Annotated in this window: 19 protein-coding genes; 9 read left to right on the forward strand and 10 right to left on the reverse strand. The window is 68.6% G+C overall.

From position 1 onward, the window contains the following. Window positions 1-132: 132 nt before the first annotated feature. The 6 genes from betA (at window position 133) to STROP_RS08290 (ending at window position 8663) form a co-directional block, all read left to right on the forward strand. Entirely contained in the window at window positions 133-1809 is a 1677-nt protein-coding gene (gene betA, locus STROP_RS08265; RefSeq protein WP_011905536.1) for a choline dehydrogenase, read from the forward strand. A gap of 64 nt (window positions 1810-1873) precedes the next feature. Beyond that, a complete protein-coding gene (locus STROP_RS08270; RefSeq protein WP_011905537.1) occupies window positions 1874-3349 on the forward strand; it encodes an aldehyde dehydrogenase family protein in 1476 nt (491 codons plus the stop codon). Window positions 3350-3515: 166 nt separating this feature from the next. Further along, complete coding sequence (locus STROP_RS08275) at window positions 3516-4595, forward strand: quaternary amine ABC transporter ATP-binding protein (protein ID WP_011905538.1); 1080 nt, start codon at window positions 3516-3518, stop codon at window positions 4593-4595. Next, window positions 4595-6589 (forward strand): ABC transporter permease, encoded by a 1995-nt coding sequence (locus STROP_RS08280; protein ID WP_011905539.1) that lies wholly within the window; start codon window positions 4595-4597, stop codon window positions 6587-6589. Before STROP_RS08275 ends, STROP_RS08280 begins: the two co-directional genes overlap by 1 nt. A gap of 79 nt (window positions 6590-6668) precedes the next feature. Then, window positions 6669-7640, forward strand: a complete 972-nt coding sequence (locus STROP_RS08285; RefSeq protein WP_011905540.1) for an ABC transporter substrate-binding protein — start codon at window positions 6669-6671, stop codon at window positions 7638-7640. 198 nt (window positions 7641-7838) lie between these two features. Then, window positions 7839-8663 carry an SAM-dependent methyltransferase gene (locus tag STROP_RS08290; RefSeq protein ID WP_020678943.1) on the forward strand — a complete coding sequence of 275 codons (825 nt, stop codon included), beginning with the start codon at window positions 7839-7841 and terminating at the stop codon, window positions 8661-8663. Between the two features lie 49 nt (window positions 8664-8712). Here the strand turns inward: STROP_RS08290 and STROP_RS08295 are convergent, their stop codons facing one another. After that, a complete protein-coding gene (locus STROP_RS08295) occupies window positions 8713-9177 on the reverse strand; it encodes a MerR family transcriptional regulator (protein WP_011905542.1) in 465 nt (154 codons plus the stop codon). Next, window positions 9177-10676: a SulP family inorganic anion transporter gene (locus STROP_RS08300; RefSeq protein ID WP_026275074.1), complete on the reverse strand. Its 1500-nt coding sequence runs from the start codon at window positions 10674-10676 to the stop codon at window positions 9177-9179. The genes STROP_RS08295 and STROP_RS08300 overlap by 1 nt, the downstream gene beginning before the upstream one ends. 527 nt (window positions 10677-11203) lie before the next feature. On the opposite strand from STROP_RS08300, the gene STROP_RS08305 reads away from it, so the two are divergent. Next, window positions 11204-12274, forward strand: coding sequence for a carbohydrate-binding protein (locus tag STROP_RS08305; protein WP_011905544.1), 1071 nt, complete (start codon window positions 11204-11206; stop codon window positions 12272-12274). A gap of 100 nt (window positions 12275-12374) precedes the next feature. Next, window positions 12375-12950: a DUF305 domain-containing protein gene (locus STROP_RS08310; protein WP_011905545.1), complete on the forward strand. Its 576-nt coding sequence runs from the start codon at window positions 12375-12377 to the stop codon at window positions 12948-12950. Window positions 12951-13021: 71 nt separating this feature from the next. Here the strand turns inward: STROP_RS08310 and STROP_RS08315 are convergent, their stop codons facing one another. The 3 genes from STROP_RS08315 to STROP_RS08325 form a co-directional block, all read right to left on the reverse strand. Beyond that, a complete protein-coding gene (locus STROP_RS08315) occupies window positions 13022-14107 on the reverse strand; it encodes a hypothetical protein (RefSeq protein ID WP_011905546.1) in 1086 nt (361 codons plus the stop codon). Window positions 14108-14266: 159 nt separating this feature from the next. Further along, window positions 14267-16651, reverse strand: a complete 2385-nt coding sequence (locus STROP_RS08320) for a helix-turn-helix transcriptional regulator (protein WP_011905547.1) — start codon at window positions 16649-16651, stop codon at window positions 14267-14269. A gap of 5 nt (window positions 16652-16656) precedes the next feature. Then, on the reverse strand, window positions 16657-18552 hold the full coding sequence (locus STROP_RS08325) for an Hsp70 family protein (RefSeq protein WP_011905548.1): 1896 nt from the start codon (window positions 18550-18552) through the stop codon (window positions 16657-16659). 208 nt (window positions 18553-18760) lie between these two features. Here STROP_RS08325 and STROP_RS08330 point away from each other — a divergent pair, with 208 nt between their 5' ends. Beyond that, the gene (locus STROP_RS08330; RefSeq protein WP_026275076.1) at window positions 18761-19402 is read left to right on the forward strand and encodes a hypothetical protein; all 642 of its coding nucleotides are present in this window, start codon (window positions 18761-18763) and stop codon (window positions 19400-19402) included. 5 nt (window positions 19403-19407) lie between these two features. On the opposite strand, the gene STROP_RS08335 is transcribed toward STROP_RS08330, so the two are convergent. From STROP_RS08335 to STROP_RS08355, 5 genes are all read right to left on the reverse strand, one after another. Beyond that, window positions 19408-20913, reverse strand: coding sequence for a dynamin family protein (locus tag STROP_RS08335; protein ID WP_011905550.1), 1506 nt, complete (start codon window positions 20911-20913; stop codon window positions 19408-19410). Continuing rightward, window positions 20910-22727 carry a dynamin family protein gene (locus STROP_RS08340; RefSeq protein ID WP_043535276.1) on the reverse strand — a complete coding sequence of 606 codons (1818 nt, stop codon included), beginning with the start codon at window positions 22725-22727 and terminating at the stop codon, window positions 20910-20912. The genes STROP_RS08335 and STROP_RS08340 overlap by 4 nt, the downstream gene beginning before the upstream one ends. A gap of 97 nt (window positions 22728-22824) precedes the next feature. Beyond that, entirely contained in the window at window positions 22825-23448 is a 624-nt protein-coding gene (locus STROP_RS08345) for a Rieske (2Fe-2S) protein (protein WP_011905552.1), read from the reverse strand. Further along, complete coding sequence (locus tag STROP_RS08350) at window positions 23445-24044, reverse strand: DUF6529 family protein (protein ID WP_011905553.1); 600 nt, start codon at window positions 24042-24044, stop codon at window positions 23445-23447. The genes STROP_RS08345 and STROP_RS08350 overlap by 4 nt, the downstream gene beginning before the upstream one ends. Beyond that, window positions 24041-24685 carry a hypothetical protein gene (locus tag STROP_RS08355; protein ID WP_011905554.1) on the reverse strand — a complete coding sequence of 215 codons (645 nt, stop codon included), beginning with the start codon at window positions 24683-24685 and terminating at the stop codon, window positions 24041-24043. The genes STROP_RS08350 and STROP_RS08355 overlap by 4 nt, the downstream gene beginning before the upstream one ends. Window positions 24686-24828 lie beyond the last annotated feature (143 nt).

Raw genomic sequence — 24828 nt, forward strand, 5'->3', positions numbered from 1 at the left:
GAGCCGGTGCGGACGCACCGGACGGACGCGACTGTGGAGTGACGTGCGCCATGCCCCCCAAGTCGCCGTGTCGTCCTGTCGTCATGCCCGGGTTCGACGAGTTCCGCGACCAGTTGAGTGAGGTGAGTGGAAGTGACAACCCAACGTTACGATTACGTCATCGTTGGTGGCGGTTCTGCCGGTAGCGCGCTCGCCGACCGGATCTCCGCCGACCCGGGCAACCGGGTTCTGGTCCTGGAGGCGGGGCGTCCCGACTACCCGTGGGACGTCTTCATCCACATGCCGGCGGCGCTGCCGTTTCCGATCGGGAGCCGGTTCTACGACTGGCAGTACAACTCGGAGCCGGAACCGCACATGCACGGGCGGCGCATCTACCACGCCCGGGGCAAGGTACTGGGCGGGTCGAGCAGCATCAACGGGATGATCTTCCAGCGGGGCAACCCGTTGGACTATGAGCGGTGGGCCGCTGATCCGGGTATGGAGACCTGGGACTTCGCTCACTGTCTGCCGTACTTCAACCGGATGGAATCCGCCCTGGGGGCGGATCCGGACGACCCGTTCCGGGGCCACGACGGTCCACTGGTGCTGGAGCGTGGCTCCGCGGAGAACCCGGTGATCCAGGCCATGCTCGCGGCGGCGGAGCAAGCCGGCTACCCGCGCACCACCGACGTCAACGGTGCGCAGCAGGAGGGTTTCGCCCCGTTTGACCGGAACGTTCGTCGTGGTCGGCGGTTCTCCGCGGCCCAGGCCTACCTGCGCCCGGCGATGAAGCGACCCAACCTCGAGGTACGTACCCGCGCCTTCGTCACCCGCGTCATCTTCCAGGGCACCCGCGCCGTGGGTGTCGAGTACACCCGCGGCCGGGGGACGACTCCCCACCGGGTGTACGCCAACGAGGTGATCCTCAGCGGTGGGGCGATCAACACGCCGCAGTTGCTGCAACTGTCCGGCGTGGGTAACGCCGACGAGCTGCGCGGCCTGGGCATCGACACCGTCGCGAACCTGCCCGGGGTGGGCGAGAACCTGCAGGACCACCTGGAGGTCTACATCCAGCACGCCTGCACCCAGCCAGTGACGATCCAGCCCTACCTGAACTGGCGATACGCGCCGTGGATCGGCGCTAAGTGGCTGTTCGGACGGACGGGTCTGGGCGCCACCAACCACTTCGAGGCGGGGGGCTTCGTCCGGAGCAACGACACCGTCGACTACCCGAACCTGATGTTCCACTTCCTGCCGATCGCGGTCCGCTACGACGGCACGTCCCCCGCCGGTGACCACGGCTATCAGGTGCACATCGGGCCGATGTACTCCGACGCCCGCGGCTCGGTCAAGATCGTCAATCGTGACCCTCGGGTGCACCCGGCCCTGCGGTTCAACTACCTCTCCACCGAGCAGGACCGACGGGAGTGGGTGGAGGCGGTCCGGGTGACCCGCGACATCCTCGGCCAGCCGGCGTTGGCGCCGTTCAGCGGTGGTGAGATCTCCCCCGGGCCCGAGGTCCAGACCGACGAGGAGATCCTCGACTGGGTCGCCCGCGAGGGGGAGACCGCGCTGCACCCGTCCTGCACGGCCAAGATGGGGACCGACGACATGTCTGTGGTTGACCCCACCGACATGCGGGTGCACGGGGTGACCGGGTTGCGGGTGGTGGACGCCTCGGTGATGCCCTACGTCACCAACGGGAACATCTACGCCCCGGTCATGATGGTCGCCGAGAAGGCGGCGGACCTCATCCTGGGCAATACGCCGTTGGCGCCGTCGCCACTCGACTACTACCGGCACGACCGCGGTTCGTCGGCGGTGGCATGATGCCGCGTCGCGAAGGCAGAGCTGTGTCAGGGAACCACACGACGAGTGCACCGGGGAGTTGTGCGTGAAGGACCTCTACATCGATGGAGAGTGGCGGCAGGCGGTAGCCGGCGGGCATCGGGAGATCCGCTGCCCGGCGGACGGCACCTCGGTGGCCACCGTGGCCGAAGGAACCCGGGACGACACGATCGCGGCGATCCGCGCGGCCCGGAAGGCCTTCGACGAGGGGCCGTTGCCCTGGCCGAGGACCCCGGCCGGCGAACGTGGTGCGCTGCTGCACCGCGTCGCTGACCTCCTCCAGCGCGACAAGCAGGAGTTCGCCCGCGCGGAGTCGCTCGACACCGGTAAACGGCTGGTGGAGAGCGAGTACGACATCGACGACGTGACCGCCTGCTTCCGGTACTACGCCAGCATCGCCGACACGGACGGCGGACGCGTCGTGGACACCGGGCGCAGCGACGCGATCAGTCGGGTCGAGTATGAGCCGATCGGTGTGTGCGGCCTCATCACGCCCTGGAACTACCCGTTGCTGCAGACCTCGTGGAAAGTGGCCCCGGCGCTCGCCGCTGGGAACACCTTCGTCCTCAAGCCCAGCGAGCTGACCCCCTCGACCGCGATTCTGCTGATGCGGCTGCTGGACGAGGCCGGGCTGCCGCCGGGCGTCGCCAACCTGGTCCTCGGCGCGGGTGCCGAGGTCGGAGCGCCGCTCGCCGAGCACCCGGACGTGGACCTGGTCTCGTTCACCGGGGGCCTGCAGACCGGGCGCGGCCTGATGGCGGCAGCGGCGGCGACGGTGAAGCGGGTGACGCTCGAGCTCGGCGGCAAGAACCCGAACGTCGTCTTCGCCGACGCCGACTTCGACGCCGCCGTGGACTTCGCGCTCACCGCGGTGTTCCTGCACTCGGGTCAGGTCTGCTCGGCCGGTACCCGGCTCGTGGTCGAGGAGTCCCTCCACGACGCCTTCGTGGACGCGGTCGTGGACCGCGCCCGTCGGATCCGCCTCGGCGGGCCCTTCGACACCGTCGCGGAGACGGGGCCGCTGATCTCCGCTGCACACTTGTCCAAGGTGGAGTCGTACGTCGCCGCCGGAATCGCCGAAGGCGCGGTGCTGCGCTGCGGCGGCCGTCGCCCCGACGAGGACCGCCTCGCCAACGGCTTCTACTACCTACCGACGGTGCTCGACGGCTGTCGTGGGGACATGTCCGTCGTCCGTGAGGAGTCCTTTGGCCCGGTCCTCACCGTCGAGACCTTCACCGACGAGGACGAGGCGGTCCGCATCGCCAACGACACCCACTACGGCCTCGCGGGCGCGGTCTGGACCAGCGACGCCAGCCGCGCCCAGCGCGTCGCGCGGCGGCTGCGGCACGGCACCGTCTGGATCAACGACTACCACCCGTACGTACCCAAGGCGGAGTGGGGCGGTTTCCGGCAGTCCGGCAACGGCCGCGAGCTGGGCCCGACCGGGCTCAACGAGTACCGAGAAATGAAGCACATCTGGCAGAACACCGATCCCCGTCCGCAGCACTGGTTCCGCGGCTAGCGCCCCCACGCCATCCGCAACCGTCGCCCGAGGAAAGAGACGAATCAGCCATGTCTGTCCCAACCGACTATCACCGCCGTCCCGGCGGGCCCATCCCCGCGTACGCACCCCGGTGCTGCACGGGCGCGCCGAGGGTGCGGAGCAACGACCGGGCGGAGTGGGCATCATGAGCACGGATACGGCGGTTCAGCCGCGCGGGCAGGTCAATGATCGCCAGACTCCGGTGATCTCGGTCCGGAACCTGTGGAAGGTGTTCGGCCCGAACGCGGAGCGGGTGCCGAGCTCGACCGAGCTCGCGGGGCTGTCCCGGCGGGAACTGCGGGAGCGGGCCCGGTGTACCGCCGCGGTACGGGAGGTGTCGTTCGACGTCGCGCCGGGAGAGGTCTTCGTCGTGATGGGGCTGTCCGGCTCCGGCAAGTCCACGCTGGTGCGCTGCCTGACCCGGCTGATCGAGCCCACCGCGGGGGAGGTGGTCTTCGAGGGCGAGGACATCCTGCGTGCCGACAAGAAGCGGCTGCGGGAGCTCCGTCGCCGTAAGTTCTCGATGGTCTTCCAGCACTTTGGTCTCCTGCCGTACCGAACGGTCGTCGACAACGTCGGGTATGGACTGGAGATCCGGGGTGCCGGCCGCGCCGAGCGGATCCGCCGGGCGACCGAGGTCATCGAGCTGGTGGGCCTCGACGGCTACGAGCAGGCGTACCCGGACCAGCTCTCCGGCGGGATGCAGCAGCGGGTCGGGCTGGCGCGGGCGCTGGCCGGTGACCCGGACGTGCTCTTCTTCGACGAGCCGTTCTCCGCGCTGGACCCGCTGATCCGCCGTGACATGCAGAACGAGGTCATCCGACTGCACCGTCAGGTTGGTAAGACGATGGTCTTCATCACGCACGACCTCTCCGAGGCGCTCAAACTCGGCGACCGGATCCTGCTCATGCGCGACGGCAACGTGGTGCAGGCCGGGACCGGGGACGAGTTGGTCGGGGCGCCGGCCGACGACTACGTGCGCGACTTCGTCCAGGACGTGCCCCGCGCCGACGTTCTCACCCTGCGGTGGATCATGCGTCCATCCCGGGACGCCGACCAGCTGGACGGTCCTCAGCTGGGGCCGGGTGTCATCGTGCGCGACGCGGTCCGCACGGTGCTCGCCGCCGACCGGCCGGTGCGGGTCGTCGAGAACGGGGAGCTGCTGGGCGTGGTCGGCCATGAGGAAGTCCTCAATATTGTCGCCGGCACGCAGGCGGGCGCCTAATGGCCACGACGACCATGACCGGCTCGTCGACGCGGACCACCCCACGTCGACGAATCACCAAGCCGCTGGCGGTGGTGGGTGTCCTCGTCTTCTGGCTTGTCGCCTGGACCCTGCTGCGCGGCCAGGACATGTTGGAACTGCCCCGGGCCACGCTGACCGATCTGCATCACTGGCTTAACGACGTCAACGACTCGGTCGGGGCCAGCCGGAACAGCAGCCCGATCTTCCTGTACTTCTTCAACGAGATCCGCGCGGTGATGGACGCGCTGGTGACCTTCGTCCAGGGGCTCATCGCGCAACCGGCGTACGGACGGCCGGTGCCGGTGCTCGGGTGGCTGGGTGTGGTCGCGCTGGTCTCCTACGTCTCCTGGGCGTTCGCCAACTGGCGGGTGGGGCTGCTCGCCGCGGGCGGGTTCACTCTCTTCGGCCTGCAGGGGCTGTGGCAGGAGAGCATGGACACGCTGGCGCTGACGTTGGTGGCGGTCTTCGTGTCGCTGTTGTTCGGCATTCCGCTGGGCATTCTGGCCGGGGTGTCGGACCGGTTCCACCGGATGATCACCCCGGTGTTGGACCTCATGCAGACGATGCCCACCTTCGTCTACCTCGCGCCGCTGACCCTGGTCTTCCTGATCGGCCCAGCCTCCGCGACGATCGCGACCCTGATCTACGCCATGCCGCCGGCGATCCGGATCACCGCGCACGGAATCCGTTCCGTGCCGGCACCGCCGGTGGAGGCCACCGACTCGTTCGGGGCGACCCGGCGGCAGCGGCTGACCAAGGCGCTCCTGCCGCTGTCGAAGCGGACGATCGTGCTCGGCGTCAACCAGACGATCATGGCGGCGTTGGCGATGGTGACCGTCGCGGCCCTGATCGACGCTCCCGGCCTCGGCAAGACAGTGATCAAGGCTCTGCAGACCACCGATGTCGGTACCGCGTTCAACGCGGGTGTCGCGATCGTGGTGATGGCTATTGTCCTGGACCGGGTCACCACGGCGGCCAGCATCCGCGCCGAGCAGGGTGGCGGCGAGTCCAGTCCGCGGATCCGCCGGCTGCTCCTGGCCGGGTTCGGGCTGGTCGCAGCGGTCTGCTCGTACCTGTCCTACACCTACCTGTGGGCCTCCGAGTTCCCGGATGGCGGCCAACTCGGCGAGTACCTGTCGCAGGGGGCGACCGCGGTGACGACGTGGGCACAGAACAACCTCTCGGACGTTACCGCGGCGGTGAAGGACGGCGTGACCATCGCGTTGCTCAACCCGTTGGAGGCGCTGCTGGCGGAGTCGCCGTGGTGGTTGATGGGTGCGGTGATCGTGGTGCTCGCCGCGCTGATCGGCAACCTGCGCACCGCTGCCGTCGCCGCGGTCTGTGTGGGGCTGCTGGTCGGCAGCGGGCTCTGGAACGCCAGCATGATCACTCTTGCCATGACGCTCGTGGCCACGCTGTTGGTCGTGACGCTGGGAGTGGTTGTCGGTGTGTGGATGGGCAGGAGTAGCCGGGCCGACCGGATCATCCGGCCGGTCCTGGACGCCGGGCAGACCATGCCGGCCTTTGTCTACCTGATCCCGGTCGTAGCGCTCTTCTCGGTGAGCCGCTTCAGCGCGATCGTCGCCGGTGTCGTCTACGCCGCGCCGGTTGCTATCAAGATCGTCGCAGATGGGGTACGTGCCATTCCGGAGTCGACGGTGGAGGCGGCTACCGCCGCGGGCTCCAACAGCTGGCAGACCATCACGAAGGTCCAGCTGCCGATGGCGCGGCAGTCGCTGATGCTCGCCACCAACCAGGGGCTTATCTACGTGCTGTCGATGGTGGTCATCGGCGGCCTGGTCGGGGCCGGTGCGCTCGGCTACGAGGTCGTCGCCGGCTTCTCGCAGGGGCAGCTCTACGGCAAGGGCCTGGCGGCTGGAGTCGCCATCGTCGTACTCGGGATCATGCTCGACCGGATCGCGCGGGCCGCCGCGCAACGGTCGGACCGCGCTTTCGCCGCCACCCAGACGTGACTCATCCGCCGTCCCGGTCCGCCGGGGCCGCGGAATCGGAGTTGACCGACGAACAACACCTTATGGAGGGTGACAGTAAATGAGATCCATCGTTAACAAGAGGGTCCTGGCGGGCGTCTCGCTGTCCACGGTGGCGGCTCTCGCGCTCACCGCGTGCGGTGGGACCAAGATCGAGTCGACGGACCCCGCCGAAGCGGGCGACTGCGGCACCTTCACCATCGCGATCAACCCCTGGGTGGGGTACGAGGCGAACGCGGCCGTCATCGCCCACGTCGCCGAGACCGAACTCGGCTGCAAGGTCGTCAAGAAGGATCTCAAGGAGGAGATCGCCTGGCAGGGCTTCGGCACCGGTCAGGTGGACGCGATCGTGGAGAACTGGGGCCACGACGACCTCAAGAAGAAGTACATCGAGGATCAGAAGACCGCGGTGAACGCCGGTTCGACCGGTGTCGAGGGTGTCATCGGCTGGTACGTGCCGCCATGGATGGCCGAGGAGTACCCCGACATCACCGACTGGAACAACCTGAACAAGTACGCCTCCCTCTTCGAGACCACGGAGTCCGGCGGCAAGGGACAGCTGCTCGACGGTGACCCGTCCTTCGTCACCAACGACGAAGCCCTGGTCAAGAACCTGGGGCTGGACTACCAGGTGGTGTACGCGGGCAGCGAGCCGGCCCTGATCCAGGCGTTCCGTCAGGCGGAGCAGGAGAAGAAGCCGGTGCTCGGCTACTTCTACGACCCGCAGTGGTTCCTCTCCGAGATCGAACTGGTCAAGGTGAACCTGCCCGAGTACGAGGAGGGCTGCGACGCCGACCCGGAGAAGGTCGCCTGCGACTACCCGGTGTACGACCTTGACAAGATCGTGAGTAAGTCGTTCGCCGACGCCAACGGGCCCGCCTACCAGCTGGTCGACAACTTCAACTGGAGCAACGAGGACCAGAACGTGGTGGCCCGGTACATCGCCCAGGACAACATGTCGCCGGAGGAGGCGGCTGAGAAGTGGGTCGAGGCCAACAAGGACAAGGTTGAGGCCTGGCTGCCGCAGAGCTGACCTGACCGCAAGACCTGTGCGGTGGCGCCGGTAACTCACCGGCGCCACCGCACAGCTGTCTTCTCGACCTCCCGCATCCCCGCAGCTTCCCCGGCGTCGGTGCCCGCCTACGCGGATTCGGGGGACCACGGGCGGGCCACGGTGTCGCTACGCTACGGCCGTGCTGTTGGCGTAGCCAACCAACCCGGGGGGATCGACGTGTCACAGAACCAGGCCGATCAGCAGACTGCCGAGCAGCGGACCGGAGCTGATGCCTCCACTGTGGATGTGTCGGTGCCGCACTCGGCACGGGTGTGGAACTACTGGTTGGGCGGCAAGGACAACTTCGCGTCGGACCGGGCGGCCGGCGACCAGGTTCGAGCGATCTTCCCGGAGATCGTCGAGGCCGCTCGTTACTCCCGGGCGTTCCTACGTCAGGCCGTGACCTACCTCGCCGCGGAGGCGGGCATCCGCCAGTTCCTCGACGTCGGCACCGGCCTGCCGACCGCCGACAACACCCATCAGGTTGCCCAGCGGATCGCGCCGCAGGCCCGGGTCGTCTATGTCGACAACGATCCGATGGTCCTCGCGCATGCCCGGGTGCTGCTGACCAGTGACCCGGCGGGTGCCACCCAGTATCTCAACGCCGACCTGCATGATCCAGAGCGGGTCATCCGGGAGGCCCGGGCAACGCTGGACCTCAGCGAGCCGGTCGGCTTGATGATGTTGGGGGTGATGGGGCATGTCGCGGACCCTGCCCAGGCGCGAGACGCCGTACGCGCCCTGGTCTCGTCCCTGCCGTCGGGCAGCTTCCTGACGATGTCCGACGGCACGGCCACGAGTGAGCGGGTGATCGAGTCCCATCGGCAGTACAACGAGAGCGGTGCGGCGCCGTACCACCTGCGCGAGGTCGCGGACTTCACCGCCTTCTTCGACGGCCTCGACCTGGTCGAGCCGGGGGTCGTGCCCCTGGGACGCTGGCGACCGGAGAATGGCTCGCTGATGGTCGTGGACGGCTACTGCGGGGTCGCCCGCAAGCCCTGACCACCAGCGCGGATGCCTCCAGACGGGTGAGGCTCGGCCGGGCCCCGCGTCAGTGGTGAACCCGGTGTTGGTCGAGTTGGTGGCGCAGGGTGTCGGCGAAGCCCTCCGCGGTGCGGAGCTGCTCACGTAGCGCCTCCACCCGGGTGGCGGCGACGGTGTGGAACAGGCCGAGTCGGTCGAGCAGGGCCGGCCGGTCGGCGGTGCCGGCGGTAGCCAGGGCGTCCAGGACAGCGAGCAGGGCCCGCATCTCGTCGAGGCTGAACCCGAGCGGCTTCATCCGCTTTACCACCGCGAGACGCTCCACGTCGGCGTCGGTGTAGAGGCGGAAGCCGCCCTCGCTGCGCGCCGACGGGACGATCAGCCCGGCGTCCTCGTAGTGCCGGATGGTGCGAATGCTCAGCCCGACCCGCTCGGCCGCCTCGCCGATTCGCATCAGCGGCCCGACGCCCGACGGGCGACCGGTGGCCCCGGGCGCACTGGCGGGCGCGGGACCACCGGGCACCGGGCCGGGCATCAGTGGCCCTCGCCGAGGGTGCCGGCCAGGTTGCCGTGGATGGCGGCGCTGGGCTGGTTCAGCTCGATGATCTCCACGGTCTTGCCGCGCGCCGCGTACTTCGTGGTGATGGCGTCCAGCGCCGCGACCGACGAGGCGTCCCAGACGTGGGCGTGGGTCATGTCGATGACCACGTGTGACGGATCGTTGGCGTAGTCGAACTGGTAGACCAGATCGTTGCTGGCGGCGAAGAACAACTCGCCGTGCACCGAGTAGATGCGGCTCCCGCCGTCGGGGTCCAGCACGCTGGTGACCTCCACCAGGTGCGCGACCCGGTTGGCGAAAATCACCATCGCGGTGAGGACACCGATGACCACACCGATGGCCAGGTTGTGGGTGAACAGGGTCGTGGCGACGGTGGCGACCATGACCAGCGTCTCGCCCCAGGGCATCCGCTTCAGTGTGGCCGGGGCCACCGAGTGCCAGTCGAACGTCGAGACCGAGACAATGATCATAACCGCGACCAGGCCGGCCATCGGGATCGCGGCGACCACGTCGCCCAGGCTGACCACCAGGATGAGCAGGAACACGCCGGAGAGGAAGGTCGACAGCCGGGTTCGCGCGCCAGACGCCTTAACGTTGATCATCGTTTGACCGATCATCGCGCAGCCACCCATACCGCCGAAGAAGCCGGTGACGATGTTGGCGACGCCCTGGCCCCAGGACTCGCGGGTCTTGTTGGAGTGGGTGTCGGTGATGTCGTCCACCAGCTTGGCGGTCATCAGCGACTCCATCAGCCCGACCAGCGCCACGCCGAGGGCGTACGGAGCGATCAGGCTCAGGGTGTCGAGGGTCCAGGGGATCTGTGGCAGCCCGAGGGTGGGCAGGTTGTTGGGCAGTTCGCCCTGGTCGCCGACGGTGGGCACGGCAATCCCGGCGGCGACCGTGATGGTGGTCAGGACGATGATCGTCACCAGTGGGGCTGGTACGGCCCGGGTGATCCGGGGCAGCCCGATCATGATCGCCAGGGCCAGGCCGACCAGCGGGTAGACCAACCACGGCACCCCGAGCAGGTACGGCACCTGTGCGGAGAAGATGAGGATGGCCAGCGCGTTGACGAAGCCGACCATCACGCTGCGGGGGATGAACCGCATCAGCTTCGCCACCCCGAGCAGCGCCAGTAGCACCTGGATGATGCCGCCGAGGATCACCGCGGCGATCAGGTAGTCCAGCCCGTGCTCTTTCGCCAGCGGTGCCACGACCAAAGCGATCGCCCCGGTCGCTGCGGAGATCATCGCCGGTCGACCGCCACAGATCGCGATGACGACGGCCATGGTGAAGGAGGCGAACAGCCCGACGCGGGGGTCCACCCCGGCGAGGATCGAGAAGCTGATCGCCTCCGGGATCAGCGCCAGGGCAACGACCAGGCCGGCGAGCACCTCGGTCCGAAGTACCTTCGGTGACAGCCAGGACGGGCGGGACAGGCGCGGCCGGTTGACCGCGGGCAGCACAGGAGACATACAGCCGTTTCCACTCGGGTGTACACGGGGCGCACACGGATCGGCACGTCCTACTCGGGACGTGCCGAATGTTGTACACAGCATTTCCGGTCGGACATCTCGGACTATTCCCGGCAACGTTGCCCGGAATAGACCACGAGGGGTCAGCAGCCGCACCTCGACGACCGGGATCGAACCCTACCCTTCGGTGAGGGGAGAGTCGGCCCATCGTGATGATCATCACGATGGGCCCGGTCTGTTCCATGATCTTTTGGTCCGGACGGGCGCGGCTGCCCGCGTCGACCTTCGTCGGGTGGGCACGGTCGGGCTGGTCGATGCTCCCGTCATCGGTCGGCCCGGATTGAGGAAACCAGACACCCGATGCTGTCCACACATTCGGCGGACGAATTGGGCGGCTCGAAAAAGCGGGCATGCGATCTGATTGGTTCTCAGAGACGCCGAAATAACGTGGCTGTTGTTGCTGATCGGAAAGTCTGCGTTTAGCGTTGCGCCCTTCGGAGTCGACGATGTTCAAGGAGTTTGCACCAATGCGAAAGCGTTTTGCCTTGCCATTGATGACGATGGGAGCTATCACGGCCACGATGGCCGTCGCCGCGCCCGCCCAGGCGCACGGCTATGTGTCGGGACCGCCCAGCCGTCAGGCGCTCTGCGCGCAGGGTGTGGTGTCCGACTGTGGGCCCATCCAGTTCGAGCCACAAAGCGTCGAGGGGCCGAAAGGGCTGAAGAGCTGCAGCGGCGGCCTCCCCGAGTTCGCCGTGCTCGACGACGAGAGTCGGGCCTGGCCCGCGGCCACGGTCGGCCGGTCGGTCACCTTCGACTGGATCAAGACCGCCCCGCACAGGACCAGTAGCTGGGAGTACTTCATCGGCAACGAGCTGTTGGCCACCTTTGATGGTGGTGGAGTGCAGCCGCCGTCCACGCTCTCGCACACCGTCGACCTGGGCGACCGCGTGGGCCAGCAGAAGGTCCTCGCCGTGTGGAACATCGCCGACACCCCCATGGCGTTCTACTCCTGCATTGACGTGAACATCGACGGCGGCGCGTCCCCGACGCCGACCGGCACCGCGTCCCCGACGCCGACCGGCACCGCGTCGCCGACGGCCACTGCGTCGCCGACCGGCACCGCGTCGCCGACGGCCACTGCGTCGCCGACCGGCACTGCGTCGCCGACCGGCACTGCGTCCCCGACCGGTACTGCGTCCCCGACGGCCACTGCGTCGCCGACCGGTACTGCGTCCCCGACCGGCACCGCGTCGCCGACGGCGACCGGCACTCCGGCGCCCGGCGAGGGTTGGGCGGTGGGGACCTCCTACCGGATCGGTGACGAGGTGACGTACGACGGGGTGAGCTACCGGGCTCGGCAGGCGCACACCGCGACACCCGGCTGGGAGCCGCCGCGCGTACCAGCGCTGTGGAGCGCCGCGTCGCCGACGGCGACCGGCACTCCGGCGCCTGGCGACGGTTGGGCGGTGGGGACCTCCTACCGGATCGGTGACGAGGTGACGTACGACGGGGTGAGCTACCGGGCTCGGCAGGCGCACACCGGGACACCCGGCTGGGAGCCGCCGCACGTGCCGGCGCTGTGGATCCGAATCTGAGTTAGCGGGCGTGGCTGCACCGGCCGTGGTGGTGGGGGACACCCGGCCGGTGCGGGCCGACCGTGAGTCAACGCCTCCCGTGACCCGAAAGGAGTAGGCCGTGCGACGGCTGCTACTGGTCGCCCTGCTCGCCACCGCCGCGCTGCTGGCGGGCTGCGCCGGGACGCCAGAACGCCCCGCCACCCAGGTGGCGGTCGATGACGAGGTGCCCGCGGCCACGTCGATGAACGAGGCCGACATTCGGTTCCTGCGGGTGATGGCGGCACACACCGAACAGAGTGTCGAGATCGCGCGATCGGTGCAGGACCGGATCGACGACCCGGAGATCAAAATCCTGGTCGGCGCGGTCAAGGCGACCGAGTTCGACGAACACGTGATGACACGTGCCTGGCTACAGGCCGTCGACTCGGATCCCGCCGCGACCGCAAGCCCGGAGGATATCGGCCAGGCGGCCATCGACGGGGGACTGGACCGGCTGCGCGACACGCCCGACGCGGCGGTCGACGCGGTGCTCTGCGAGCTGCTCGGCACCCACCACCGCACCGCGGCGGAACTCGCCCGATCGCACGCGGAGGCCGGCACCAGTCCGGAGGTGCTGGCCTATGCCCGCCGCGTCGAACAGTCCCGGGCGGCGGGAGCCGACATTCTCGATCGCCTGTCGTCAGGCGACGCATAGCCGGCCCCGCCGTCGCCACCCGGATTCGGTCGGCCGCCCCTGTCGGGGACGTCACCAGCCGCGCGCCGGCCTCAGAGAGCCACTGGCTCGGCAGCGTCGTTGTCGACGTTGCGTACGAACTCATCCTGAGGAGCGAGCCCCGGGACAGGTGCCGTGTCGAGTCCGGTATCGAAGTTGTTGGCGACGTTATCGAGGTCGGCGTCGATCGAGTTGTTCGAGTCCTCGTTGAATTCGGCGTCGATCGAGTTGAAAGAATCCTCGTTGTTCGAGTCGTTGACCGAGTTGTCGATATCGGTGGTGATGTCGTTTTCGATCGACTGTTCGTTGGTGGAGTTGTCGATGGAGCTGTTCTGTGACAGGTCGGAGTTATTGATCGAGTTGTCGATCGAGTTGGATGACTGGTCCTGAACGCCTGAACCGAAGTTCAGGTTCGCGAGGTCGTTACCTTCGCCGAAGTCGATATTGCCGTCGCCGAAGGTGTTGTCGCCATCGCCGATTACCCCGCTGTTTTCGCCCGTGTTGACGTTTTCCGCGTCGTCGCCGGCGAGGACGGCTCCGTCGCCGGTGTTGGCCTGCCCGTCGTTGTCGCCGCCGATGGCCTGGGAGTCGTCACCCGTGGCCGCACTAACGTCACCCTCACCTGTGGCGACGACATTGCCGTCACCTGTGGCGACGACATTGCCGTCACCTGTGGCGACGACATTGCCGTCACCTGTGGTGACGGCAATGTCGTTGGCGCCGTCCACGTCTACGTCCACTGAGTTGTCGATGGTTGTCGACTGGTCGACAAAGCTCGTCGACTGGTCGATATCCTGGTGCACGACGGTGACCAGCTCGGTGACGGTCTGCACGATCTGTTCCAGCGGCGGCGGCCCGGCATCCGCGGCTAGCCCGCTGCCGCCCGAGTCCTGCTCTCCACCACCCCCGCTACCAGCGGCGACCTGCGCAACCGCGTCCTTGGTTTCCGGCGGTAGCGCGGACTCCTGAGCGACGACCGTGGCGACCTGGGCGACGTTGACACCGGAGAGGTCGGCGTCGGTGATGCCCTCGGCGGCGAGCACGCCCTCCGGGTCGGCCACGAGGTTCTCCGCGACGTCGCGGTCGCTGAAGACCTTGGCAAAGAAATCCCGAAAGAGTTCATTAACATCAATGCTCATCGTTGTTCTCCCTGTCTGGCCGGGGCCTTGGTCGGCCCCGGCATAGCCCTACACTGCCGCCGGAGTCCCGACCGTGGCATCGGGGAAACCCCCGCGAGCCCGCCCTGGCGATAGGGGCTGCTGCCCAGCCGGCTGACCCGCGTCAAGCTCGGTCGCCGCTCAGCCGACAACCCCCGGGTGTTCCCGCAGGGCGGCGAGGAACTCGGCTCGGCTGGAGGCGTCCAGTTTGGTCCGCATCCGCGCCACGTGGTGTTCGACTGTCTTCGGCGACAGATACAGATGGGATCCGATTTCCCGTTGGGTGCGCCCCTCAAGCACCATGCGCCCGACCACAATCTCGCGATCGGACAGCACCCCAGCCCGCCCGCGCTGCTCGCCTCCGCCGACCTCCGTAACGGACAAGCCGCGTGCGTGCTCCAACATTCGCCGTGCCGCCGTCGCATCCGTGGTGCGAATCGCCGCCTGGCCCACCAGCCGTGAGGCATCCCAGGGCAGCTGATGGGTCGCCAGGTCATCGGCGACCGAGCAGACCCGGTCGATATCCACCGTGCCCGCGAGTACATCGGCCCAGGCCACTGCCGCGGCGCCCTGCGCGCGCTGGCGTGGTCCGGCGAGGGCAGCGGTCCTGGTCAGCTCACCGGCCACCGTGGCGGCCGTAGCCGTGTCCTCGAGGGCGACGGCGACCTGTACCCGAATCCAGCCCACCGCGACAACCCACGTCGGCGGATGCCCGGCGCGTGCGACGAGATCGTCGAGTACGTCCATCACGGGCTCAGCTCGCACCATCCGGCGTAGCCGCGCCGCCGCCACCACCAGCTCCTCCAGGACCTCGATGACGAAGAGGTCCACCGTGCGTCGCGCCAGCTGCGTCTCCACCCCGTTCCATGCCTCGCGCATTCGCGCCACGTCACCACTACGGCGGGCCATCCCCGCCGTGAGCGCGGCGGTGAGCAACTGGTCCCGGGCAGTTGGGTACGGCCCTGGCACCAGCTCCGCAGCCGCGGTGTCGTAACGGCCCGTTCGCATCCGGGTGAACGCCAGGAGCAGCTGGTGTCGTCGGATGGTCACCGGGCCACCGACGCCCGCGGCCATCCCGGCGTGGAGCAGTCGCTCTGCGGTGGAGGTATCACCGGTCAGTCCGGCGACGAGGGCGCCGAGCGCGTGCGGCGAGTCGGGCAACACGACGTCGGGTGGTAGGCGCTGGGCGGCCTCAGCAGACTCGATCAGGAGGGGCAACATGGCCTCCGGATCGGCGAGGCTCGCCGCGGCCTCGGCCAGCCGGGCGAGGGCCTCCGGCGTCCGTCGGCTGGACTCGGTGCGGGTGCGACCGGCGGCATCGCCAGCACGTTCGAGATGACCAGTCGCGGCCCAGGCCACGGCTGCCAGGGCCGCACCTGGCTGGTCGACATCGGCCAGTGCCTCTGCTGCTCTGTCCCATCGCCCCTGTTGCGCAGCGATGGCGGCCCCCACGATGGCCAGCCGTGCCGGCTCACCACCAACGCCGGTCAGATCCACCGGTATCCCGAGCTGCGTGGCCGCCTCGGCCCGGCCCACCGCAACAGCCGCCGGCGGTGCGCCTGCCTCGGCCGCGGCGTCGTACCAGGACACTGCGGCATCGGGATCGCGGAATCGCAGGTGATCAGCAGCATGCGCGTAGGCGACTGCTGCCGTTGGTGTCCGGACACCAGCTCGCCGCAGCCGGACTGCGGCCAGTAGTGGGTCAGTGCCGGAGCCCAGGAGCGCTGTGGCCACCCGGTCATGCAGCTGCCGCCGTACCATCACGGGCAAGTCGGCCAGGATCGCCGCTGCGACGGCCGGGATCAGCGAAGCCGAACCAGGCGCGATCATGCCAAGTTCTTGCAGGACGTTGCTGGTATCGGCGACCGTCGCCAAGGTCACCCCGGTAGCCCTGGCAACCACGGAATCTGGGACGTCCAGCAATAGCGCAAGCACCTGTGCCACCGCCACGCCGTCGGCAGGAAGACCCGCGAGGCGGCGCTGTACCCGGGCCTGCAATGCGGCGGGGACCGAGCCCTGGGACGTCGCGGCGGCCAGGGACGCGGCTATCGCGGCCATCCCACGCGACGCGGTGAGGATCTCCTCGATCGTGGCCTCGTCGGGCTCAGCTAGGCCCGCTTCGGCGACGACCGCGGCGACACCGGCGGCATCCAATGGCCCGAGCTGGTCGACCGTGCCGGCTGCCGCGACGACCTGGTCCAGGTCAGCTAGCTCCGCGGCACGGACTATTGGCCGCCGTGCGATCAGCATTGCCTGGCCAACACGCGCGGCCGCGGTCAGAGCACGCCAGCTGGACGGGTGCCCGTGGTGAGCATCGTCGACGATCACCACGGCGCCCTCAGCCCGGGCCTCCGTCAGTACCAGGTCGAGAACCGCATCGCTGCTGGGCAGCGTCACCCAGCGCGCCGGACAGTCGAGTGCGGCGGCGAGATCTCGAAGCCGCCGGCTCCGGCCGGCACCGTCGACACCCACGACCACGGTCGTGGCATCGGCGCCCGGGATGGTCATTCGACCTTGGGCCTGCATCCGTCTCAACCCTCGGTGATCGGTGCGCAGTTTCCCGTCTCGTACCCGCCGTTGGTGTCCTGGACCAACCCGTGCCAGTCAACCGCGATCCGTACACACACCTTGTCTGGCAGCGTCTGACCAGGAGGTGCGTAGGAGGCGATTGCTTTCCACCTGCCATCGCCCCAGGTGGCGACGGACGGAAGCGTGTCCTCGACGTACCACAGCTCCTGGTCGGTGGCGTGGGCACCCATGACAGCCGGGTCCGGGCTGACGCCGTCGCTGCCGAAGATGTGCAGATGGAAACCGCCGTTGACGTCCAGGGTCGTGCCCTCCGGGACACCGACATCGCCCTGGATGGTGAGGGTGGAACCGTCGAAGACCGCTGTGGTCAGGCACGCCCACCGTTTGTTGGCACGAATCGTTTCGGTGCACTGTTCGTCCCCGGGAGGCGCCGCCTCGCTGGGACCTGTCGCCGTTGCCGCCACCGCTGTGCTCTGGTCCGTCGGAGGAGCATCCTGGTGGCCGAACATCGCGTATCCGGCGCCGGCAAGTGCCAGCACCAGGGCGAGGGCCGCGGCGCCGACGGTCAGCGACCGAGACCGTTTCGGGCGGGCTGACAGCTTCCTCGTGCTGGGAGACCGGTCGGTATCTGACTGCCGTGGGCGGCCACTTCGGCCGCCGGTGACCGCGGCCGAACCGCGGACCAGCGGTGCTGCCGCGGCCCCGATCGTCGGTGTGGCAGCGGTCGCCGACGTGTCGGCCCGGTGGACAGCTGCGGTCGGAGTAGCGAGCGGCGCTGCGGGCACCTGAGCTGGCGCCTGCCGGGGCGCAGGCGTCTGGCTGGCCGTGGCGCGGGCCAGGGCATCCGCGGCGATCCAGGCCGCCCCGAGCGCGACCGCATGCTTCGGGTGGGTGTCCACCGCCACCGGGCGGCCCAACTCGGCGCCGACCATCTGTGCGACCAGTGGCATCCGCGACGAGCCGCCGACCAACAGAACCGAATGGAGGTCATGTGGCGTGACTCCAGCTGAGACCAACGCCCGGCGCATGGCCTCAATGGAGTCGTGGAGCGCCGGGCGTACCATCGCCTCCAGCTCGGCCCGGGTCAGTCGGACCTCGGTGGACAGGTTCGGCACCATCACCGGGATGGACACGTCGGTATCAGCGGACAGTGCTTCCTTGGCCTCGACGCACTCGCCGCGCAACCGCCCTACCGCCGCGATCGCGGTGGGGTCGTCGTCGGCCAACTCCGCGAGCTTTCCGCCGGTCGCTGCCGCCACGTGAGCGAACACTGCCGCGTCGAAGTCGATACCGCCGAGCCGCTCGATTCCTTCTGGCTGGCCGAGGATCTCGAACCCGTCCCCGGTATGCCGAAGCACCGCCGCGTCGAACGTGCCGCCACCCAGGTCGTACACGGCCAGTGCGGCACCCCGGTCGACTCGTTCCTGCTGGGCGTACGAGACAGCCGCGGCGACCGGTTCGGTGGTGTACTCGACCGGCTGTTCGATGCCGGCCAGCTGCACCGCCTGGCGTAACATGTCGGTCTTGTACGGTCCCCAGTTCGCCGGATGCGACAGGCAAATCCCGGCCGGCGGCTCGCCCTCACGCTGGACCACGTCGTCGACAACGGACCGAAGCAGGCGGGCCATCAGCGCCTCTGGCGAGTACGGTACCCCACCAAGCAGCAGCGGCGTGGTGTCGCCGAACCTGCGCTTGAACTCCCGCGCCACTCGGCGCGGCTCGGTCAGCCCGCGCCTGCTGGCGGTCTCCCCGACCAGGAAGGTCTCGTCGTCGCGCAGCAGCACCACCGACGGGATCACGGCGGCTCGGGTACCCAGCGGGGCGATCTCCGCACGTCCCTCCCGCCATGTCGCCGCAGCGGTGTAGGTGGTTCCCAGATCGATTCCCAGTACATACATTCTTCTACTCCAGCGTTTATGCGTTGCAGGTCCACCACCCCACGCATCGCGCATCGCGCGTCGCGGTCTGACACCGTCGGCGTTTCGTGGGGCTCTGTGCACGGCTCGTGCGTCGCGGTCAGTCACCACCGCCGTCCGCGACGATTAGGGGGTAGGTCGGGGATCTCCCCGCTGCGGCATCGGCGGCATGATCCCTACAGTGGGTGGCATGGACTCGGGCAGACTTCTCGACGCGCTCGGTGACCTCGCCGGTAGCGAGAACGCCCGGCAGGAGTACGCCGCCGACCCGGACGGCTTCCTCGGTGTCTACGGTCACCCTGGGCTGCCCGCCGACCTCGTCAACGAGGCGGTTTCCAACTATGCCGACGTGATGGACCCGGCTCTTGCGGAACACGTCGCCCCGACAGTCATGGCCCACCGCGGCTTCAGCGACACGAACACCACGTCGGATCCCGACTCTGGTCTGGACCTGTTGGCTACCGCATCGATTGTCGACAGCGGCGATCCGACGGCGGACCTGGACGGCGACAGCGCTGCCGAGTCCAACGATCCGAGTGCCACGTACTCCGAAGAGGACAGCGCCGTCGGAGCTGAGCCGTTGCCCGAGTCGGCCAGTGATCTGACGGACTATGCCGACCTGGCTTTCGGTTTCGGCGCGCAGGTGGATGCCGAGGACGAACCCGACTACCGCCTGGACACCGACCCGGTGAGCACGGCGGTGGTCGTCACGGCACCCCTCACCGACATCGGTGGGACCGGCCACTCGTTGCACGACCTGGCCAGGGTCGACGGCACCCAGCAACCAGAGGAGCCGTGGCTGGGCGACGCTTTCGACGGCGACAGCGTCTGACCGGTTCATACGCCCCGGCCGCCGTCGGTCAGTGAGGCCAGCATCCCCTCGCAGGAACGGACGGCGATCCGGCCGGCAATCGTCATCTCACGGCTGGTCATCGGGCTTTCGGTCCGTATCTGCCACCGTTCGAGCGCGGCCTGGACCGCCGATGTCAGTTCCTGCGGCGACGCGTCCGGCTCCAGACCCACGCGGACGTGCGGCGCAACACCCTGACCGCCGATGAGCCGCTCCAGGTCGTCAATGACGGCGGGCTTGCCGGTGACCCAGCCAGCCCGCACCGAGGTCAGCACCCGCAGCTCGCTGAAGGGGTGCGCACCAGCCAAAATCTCCTCCACCTCGGCGGCGATCGCCTCGCTACCTGGTGCGGGGCGGGTCCGGGTGAGGGCGTCAATGGCCAGCAGCGCCGATCGGCTCTTGAGTACGTCGCGCCGTTCGAAGAACAGTGAGCCGAGCACAGCCCTCAGCTCGACAAGGCCACTTCGCGCGGACAGCTCGCGGGCCAGCTCGGCGGCGGTCCGCACAATTCGCTGCCGTATGACCGCCGCCGCCAGTCGTAGGCCGAACAGGCCGAACCGTTCCAGCAGCACGTCTCGCTCGATCAGGGTCAGGCCCAGCTCCGGCATCGACTCTCGGAACCGGTCGGCGGACAGCAGCAGCGCCTCGACATCCCGGGGTGCCAACTTCGCGACTCGTCGCAGCCGCTCCATCTCGGCCTCGGTCAGCGTTGCCGCAGTCTCCGCCAACAGGCCTGCCACGGGCACGACGGCCTGCACCATCCGGCGCATTCTCGGGTCCATTGTCAGGTGTGCGGCAATGCGCTGCGCCGACGCCATCGAATCGATCCGGCCGACACCGATCTCATCGGCACGGGACAGGACACCGATCGCGTTGATCGGATTGGGCCGCGACACCTCGCTGTCACGAAACGCCTTGAGAAACTCCATGTCGGAGGCGTGCACGTGCCGCATGAGGTAGAGCACCGCGTCAGTTGGCATCGCCTCCTCCTCCGTGCCGTCGGCGGCGAGCAACTCCCAGGACCGTCGGGACACCCGGTCGGTCAGGGATCCGATGCCGGGGGTGTCGACCAGCGTGGTGGTCCGCAGGGCCTGCGAGGGCCAGATCACGGTGAGATGGTCGATCTCCTCCGGTGCTCGGCCGGCGAGGTCGATCTCGATCGCGCCGTCGTCCCGACTGAACCGCAGTTGTACTGGAGGTTGGTCAGCGACGTGCGCGGTGACCCGGTAGGTGTGGCCGTCGGCGTACCAGGTCACGACGCGGGTGCACTCACCCGTGTCAGTCGGCGCCAGCCGTTCTCCGACCAGTGCGTTGAGCAGCGTCGACTTACCGGCCTTCGCGCGGCCGGCAATGGCCACCCGCAGCGGCTCGTCGAGGCGGTCGCGGATCGCAGCCAGCTGTGACTCGTCCGCCGTGCCACGGTAGATGCCGATCGCGTGGTTCAGGGCAGCGCGTGTCCGGTCCAGCAGGTTCGTTGGGATCGGCCTGGTCATGCCGTACCCTCCGCGATCGCACCGGCCATCTGCCGTACCTTCGCCAGTCGAGCCAGTTCCGCATCAAGATCCCGTAGGCGGTCCGCCCGATTGGTCTTGGTGCTCTTTGCCGCGTCGGTGGCGGCCTTCAGCGCCTCGGCAGTGGACTTGTTGAGTTCCTCGGCCAAGGCGGCATAGTGGTCGCGTAGCTGTCGCTGGATCCGGCGTAGCGTGTCCCGGGAGTCTTTCCCGACGACGAAGTTGACCTCGTCGCAGTAGCGGCGCACCGAGTTCTTTGCCTGGTTGCGCCGGTTCTGCAGCTGGCGCTTCTTTTCGTCGCGCAGGCCCTTGTGGCCCATGATGAGCCCGATGCCAAGCCCGATCGGTCCCAGCCCCAGTCCCAGCAGGCTGCCGAGCATCGTGAACATCAGACCGCCGGTGTACGCGTTCTTCAACGCCACCATGGCCTGCTTTCCGACCTTCATCTTGGTCAGGTCGAGATCCTTGTGCTCGCCGGCCTGGGCCGCCAGCCGGCTCGGGTCATGGACGGCGAGCTGGTCGAGCGCCGCTCCGGACGCCTTTCGGAAGTGGTCAGCAACCTCCCAGCTGAGCTCCTCAGCGCGGTCGCGCAGCATGGTGTAGTTCGCCAGGGCCTCCGCGGCGATTCGCGACTGTAGCCAGGTCTCCACCGAATCCCACGAGTCGGCCGGGTCGATGTCGGCGATCATGTCGTCCGAGTCCTCGACCACGTGTCGTATTCGGCTGCGCAAATCGTGATCAACATCCGCGGTCAGGTCGAGGATTCCGTCATTGAGCGTCTGGCTCCACCGGGCCGCGGCGCCGCGCAGGGCCTCGGTCCGGGCTCGGGTGGCGGCGAGGTCGTCGACGATCCGCTGTGCGGCGTCCGGGTCAGCCAGCGTCGCCCGTTCGGCCTGGAACTGGGCGCTGATCTGATCCATCACGTTCGCGACGTCCGCGGCGCATTCGGTTGCCAGACGCTGCGCTGCCGACCCGCCGACCCGGTCGGCGACAAACGTGACCAGGTCCCCGAAGCCGGACTCGCGGTTGAGGTCCTTGTCCCCGGCAGCTACCGCACGGGAACGCAGCGTCGAGGACACCGCCATGATCGGGAAATCGGAGCCTACGTGCCGCTGGTTGAGGTCGCGGACCTTGCGCCACGCCGGATAGAAGTCGGTCTTCGTCATGACGCAGATGACGGTGGGACACATCTCCCGAACCTGGTACAGGAAGTCGACTTCGGTGCGGGTCAGCTCCTGCGACGCGTCGGTGACGAAGACGACCGCGTTGGCCATCGAGGTTGCCGCCAGGCTGGCCGTCGCGTGGGCGGAGTTGAGGCCACCCACGCCGGGCGTGTCCACCAGGACCAGGCCACCGGCGAGCAGCTTGCGGGGCAGGCTCACCTCGACCGCGCTTGGCGGCGCGGATCCAGACCCGGCGTCGGTCTCCACCACGTGTACGCGGATATCTTCCAGCGCGATCGGTTCACGTGTCGGCGGTTCACCCTCGCGCAGCACCACCGCGGTCACGTGCTCGCCGTAGCGCACCTGGGTGGGAGTTGCGGTGGCAGGACCGTCGTTGACCGGGCACAGATTAGTGCCGACCAGCGCGTTCACCAGGGAGCTCTTCCCCTTCTTGAACTCGCCGACCACCACCACGTGTACGTCGGTGGCGTACAGGCGGCGCCGGGCATGCCGCAGTCGGGCGGCGAGGTCTGCGCGTTGGTAGGCCTCACAGGCACGCAGGGCGTGGTCCACCAGCCGCGCTGTCCGTTCGATCACGCCCGTCGCTGCCGTCTTCGATGCCGTCATCGTCATGCTCTCCTCGTGCCCCCAGGTGCCCGCCAACACCGCAAGCGACCTGGGTGGCGGCCGTCCGGATCAGGGATCTGCACGGCCCGCAGTGCGCAGCTCATCAGGCCAGACGAATGTCGCTGCCCTCGACGACGACGTCACGTGGGTCGAGGCTGCGGGGAGCTGGCCCGCCCACGACAGAGCCGTCGGCTACCGAGAACCTGCTGCCGTGGCAGGGACAGTTGATCGTCCCGTCGGACACCTCGGCCACGGTGCAGCCCTGGTGCGTACAGGTCGCCGAGAATCCCTTGAACGTGCCCTCCTGCGGTTGGGTGATGACCACCCCGGCGTCGGCGAGGATCGTGCCGCCGCCGACCGGGACGTCGGTAGCCTGTGCCAGCACCTGCCCGCCGCTGGCGGCGTCTCCCGCGTCGCTGCCCACTGCCGTGCCGTCACCACCACCGGTGTTCCCTCCGCCGTTCGTGGCCGGTGCGGAGCTGTCGTAGGTGGCACAACCGCTCAAGACGACCGCCCCGGTCGCGCCCACTCCGGCGAGTAGCCGCCGCCGCGACGAGCATGCTCCTGGTCGCCCGCGGTCCTGACCGTCGAGTGGGCCGGGGCGAGTGGTCACGTCTGGGCCCAGGCCGTCGGGGCCGTACGCCTCGCTGCCGACCTCGGCCGCCGGCCGGCCGTTGCGGGCCAGTTCGCCACCGGGCCTGCCGGCGGCCGTCCTCGATTCGCTCACAGCGTGACTCCGATCGTGGTGAAGTACCAGAACGACGACGTCAACCACAGCGCAATCAGCGCGGTGAACACGGTGCCGCCCAGCACCGGCAGGACCCAGCCCCGCAGGCCGGGCTTCGGTAGGGCGAGCATCTTGACGGTGAAAGCGCCGAAGAAGAAGCAGCCGAGCAGCCCGTGCGTCACGACGCGCGTGTCGTAGGTGGCGAAGCCCAGTGCGTACAGGCAGTGAATCGCCACGGGGACGGCGAGCAGGAACGCCAGTCGCCCCGACCACCGATGTACGGGGGCGGCCCAGGCGGGAGTCGGTGAGCCGAGTCTGCCCCACATCGACAGCGCGGACAGCAGCTGTGCCACCGCGAGCACGGCCACGCCGGTAGCGAGCCACACCTTGACTGTCTGCGGGCTGGAGAATCCGCCCACGTTCACCGCGACACCGGTTGGCTCGTGCAGACTGCCGTAGACCCCGAGGGTCACCGCGACCGTGGCGCCGATCAGGAACGGGACGCCGAGCAGCGCCAGCTGGCTGGTGCCGGCGGTGCGCCCCGCGTCCTCGTCGACGGTGTGGTTCGTCGTAGTTTCGTTGGCGGGGGTGGTCACGACAACTCCCTGGGTCGGGTCGGGTTGAGCACATCGCCGTCGACGGTGACCCGGCCGGTGGCGGTGTCCAGCGGCGGCGCGGGTTGGGCGATACCGTCCACAGTGACCAGGCCGACCTGGGTGCCATCGGCGAGCACGATCCACCCGCCGTCGACCTGCGCGCCGCGCACCGTCGCGGTGGCCCGGTAGAGCCCGGATGGCGCCGCGACCGCGTTCACCGTGAACGGTAGGTCTTCGTTGTCGATCGTGATGTGGCCGCTGGCTCGTCCCTCGCTGAACGTGCCGCTGAGCGTCTCGCCGTCACGGCCAGCCAGGTCGAGTTGTCCCCTCGCGGCGGTGCCCTGGAGCCATGCCTCGATTTCGGCACCGTCACACAGGTAGGCCACCGCGACGCTGTCTTGTACCGAGATCGCCAGGGTTCCGGCGGTCAGTCGCCCAGCCCAGGTGGCGTTGACGGGTGCTTCGGTCGGGGACGGGGATGACGACGGTGAGGCGGATGGTCCTGTGCTGGCGGTCGCGCTGGGAGCGGCGGCCGGAGCTGGTGGTTCGTCGTTTCCACCGGTGGCGTGCACGCTCAGTGCGAGGACAACCGCGCCGAGCGTCACGCCACCGAGCAGTGTCAGCAGCGGAGTGGTCTTCACGGCGACAAGTCAACGCCAGTCCGGCGCGGCAGTCTGTGTACAAGTACCCATAGCCGACCGACGGCCGCTGACAACGCCACGTATGGTGAGCCGCGTGTGGCGACAGCTGACCGGGTCTCCCGCCTCGCCGGCCGAGCGGTTGC

The organism is Salinispora tropica CNB-440 (assembly GCF_000016425.1).
Taxonomy (GTDB): Bacteria; Actinomycetota; Actinomycetes; order Mycobacteriales; family Micromonosporaceae; genus Micromonospora; species Micromonospora tropica.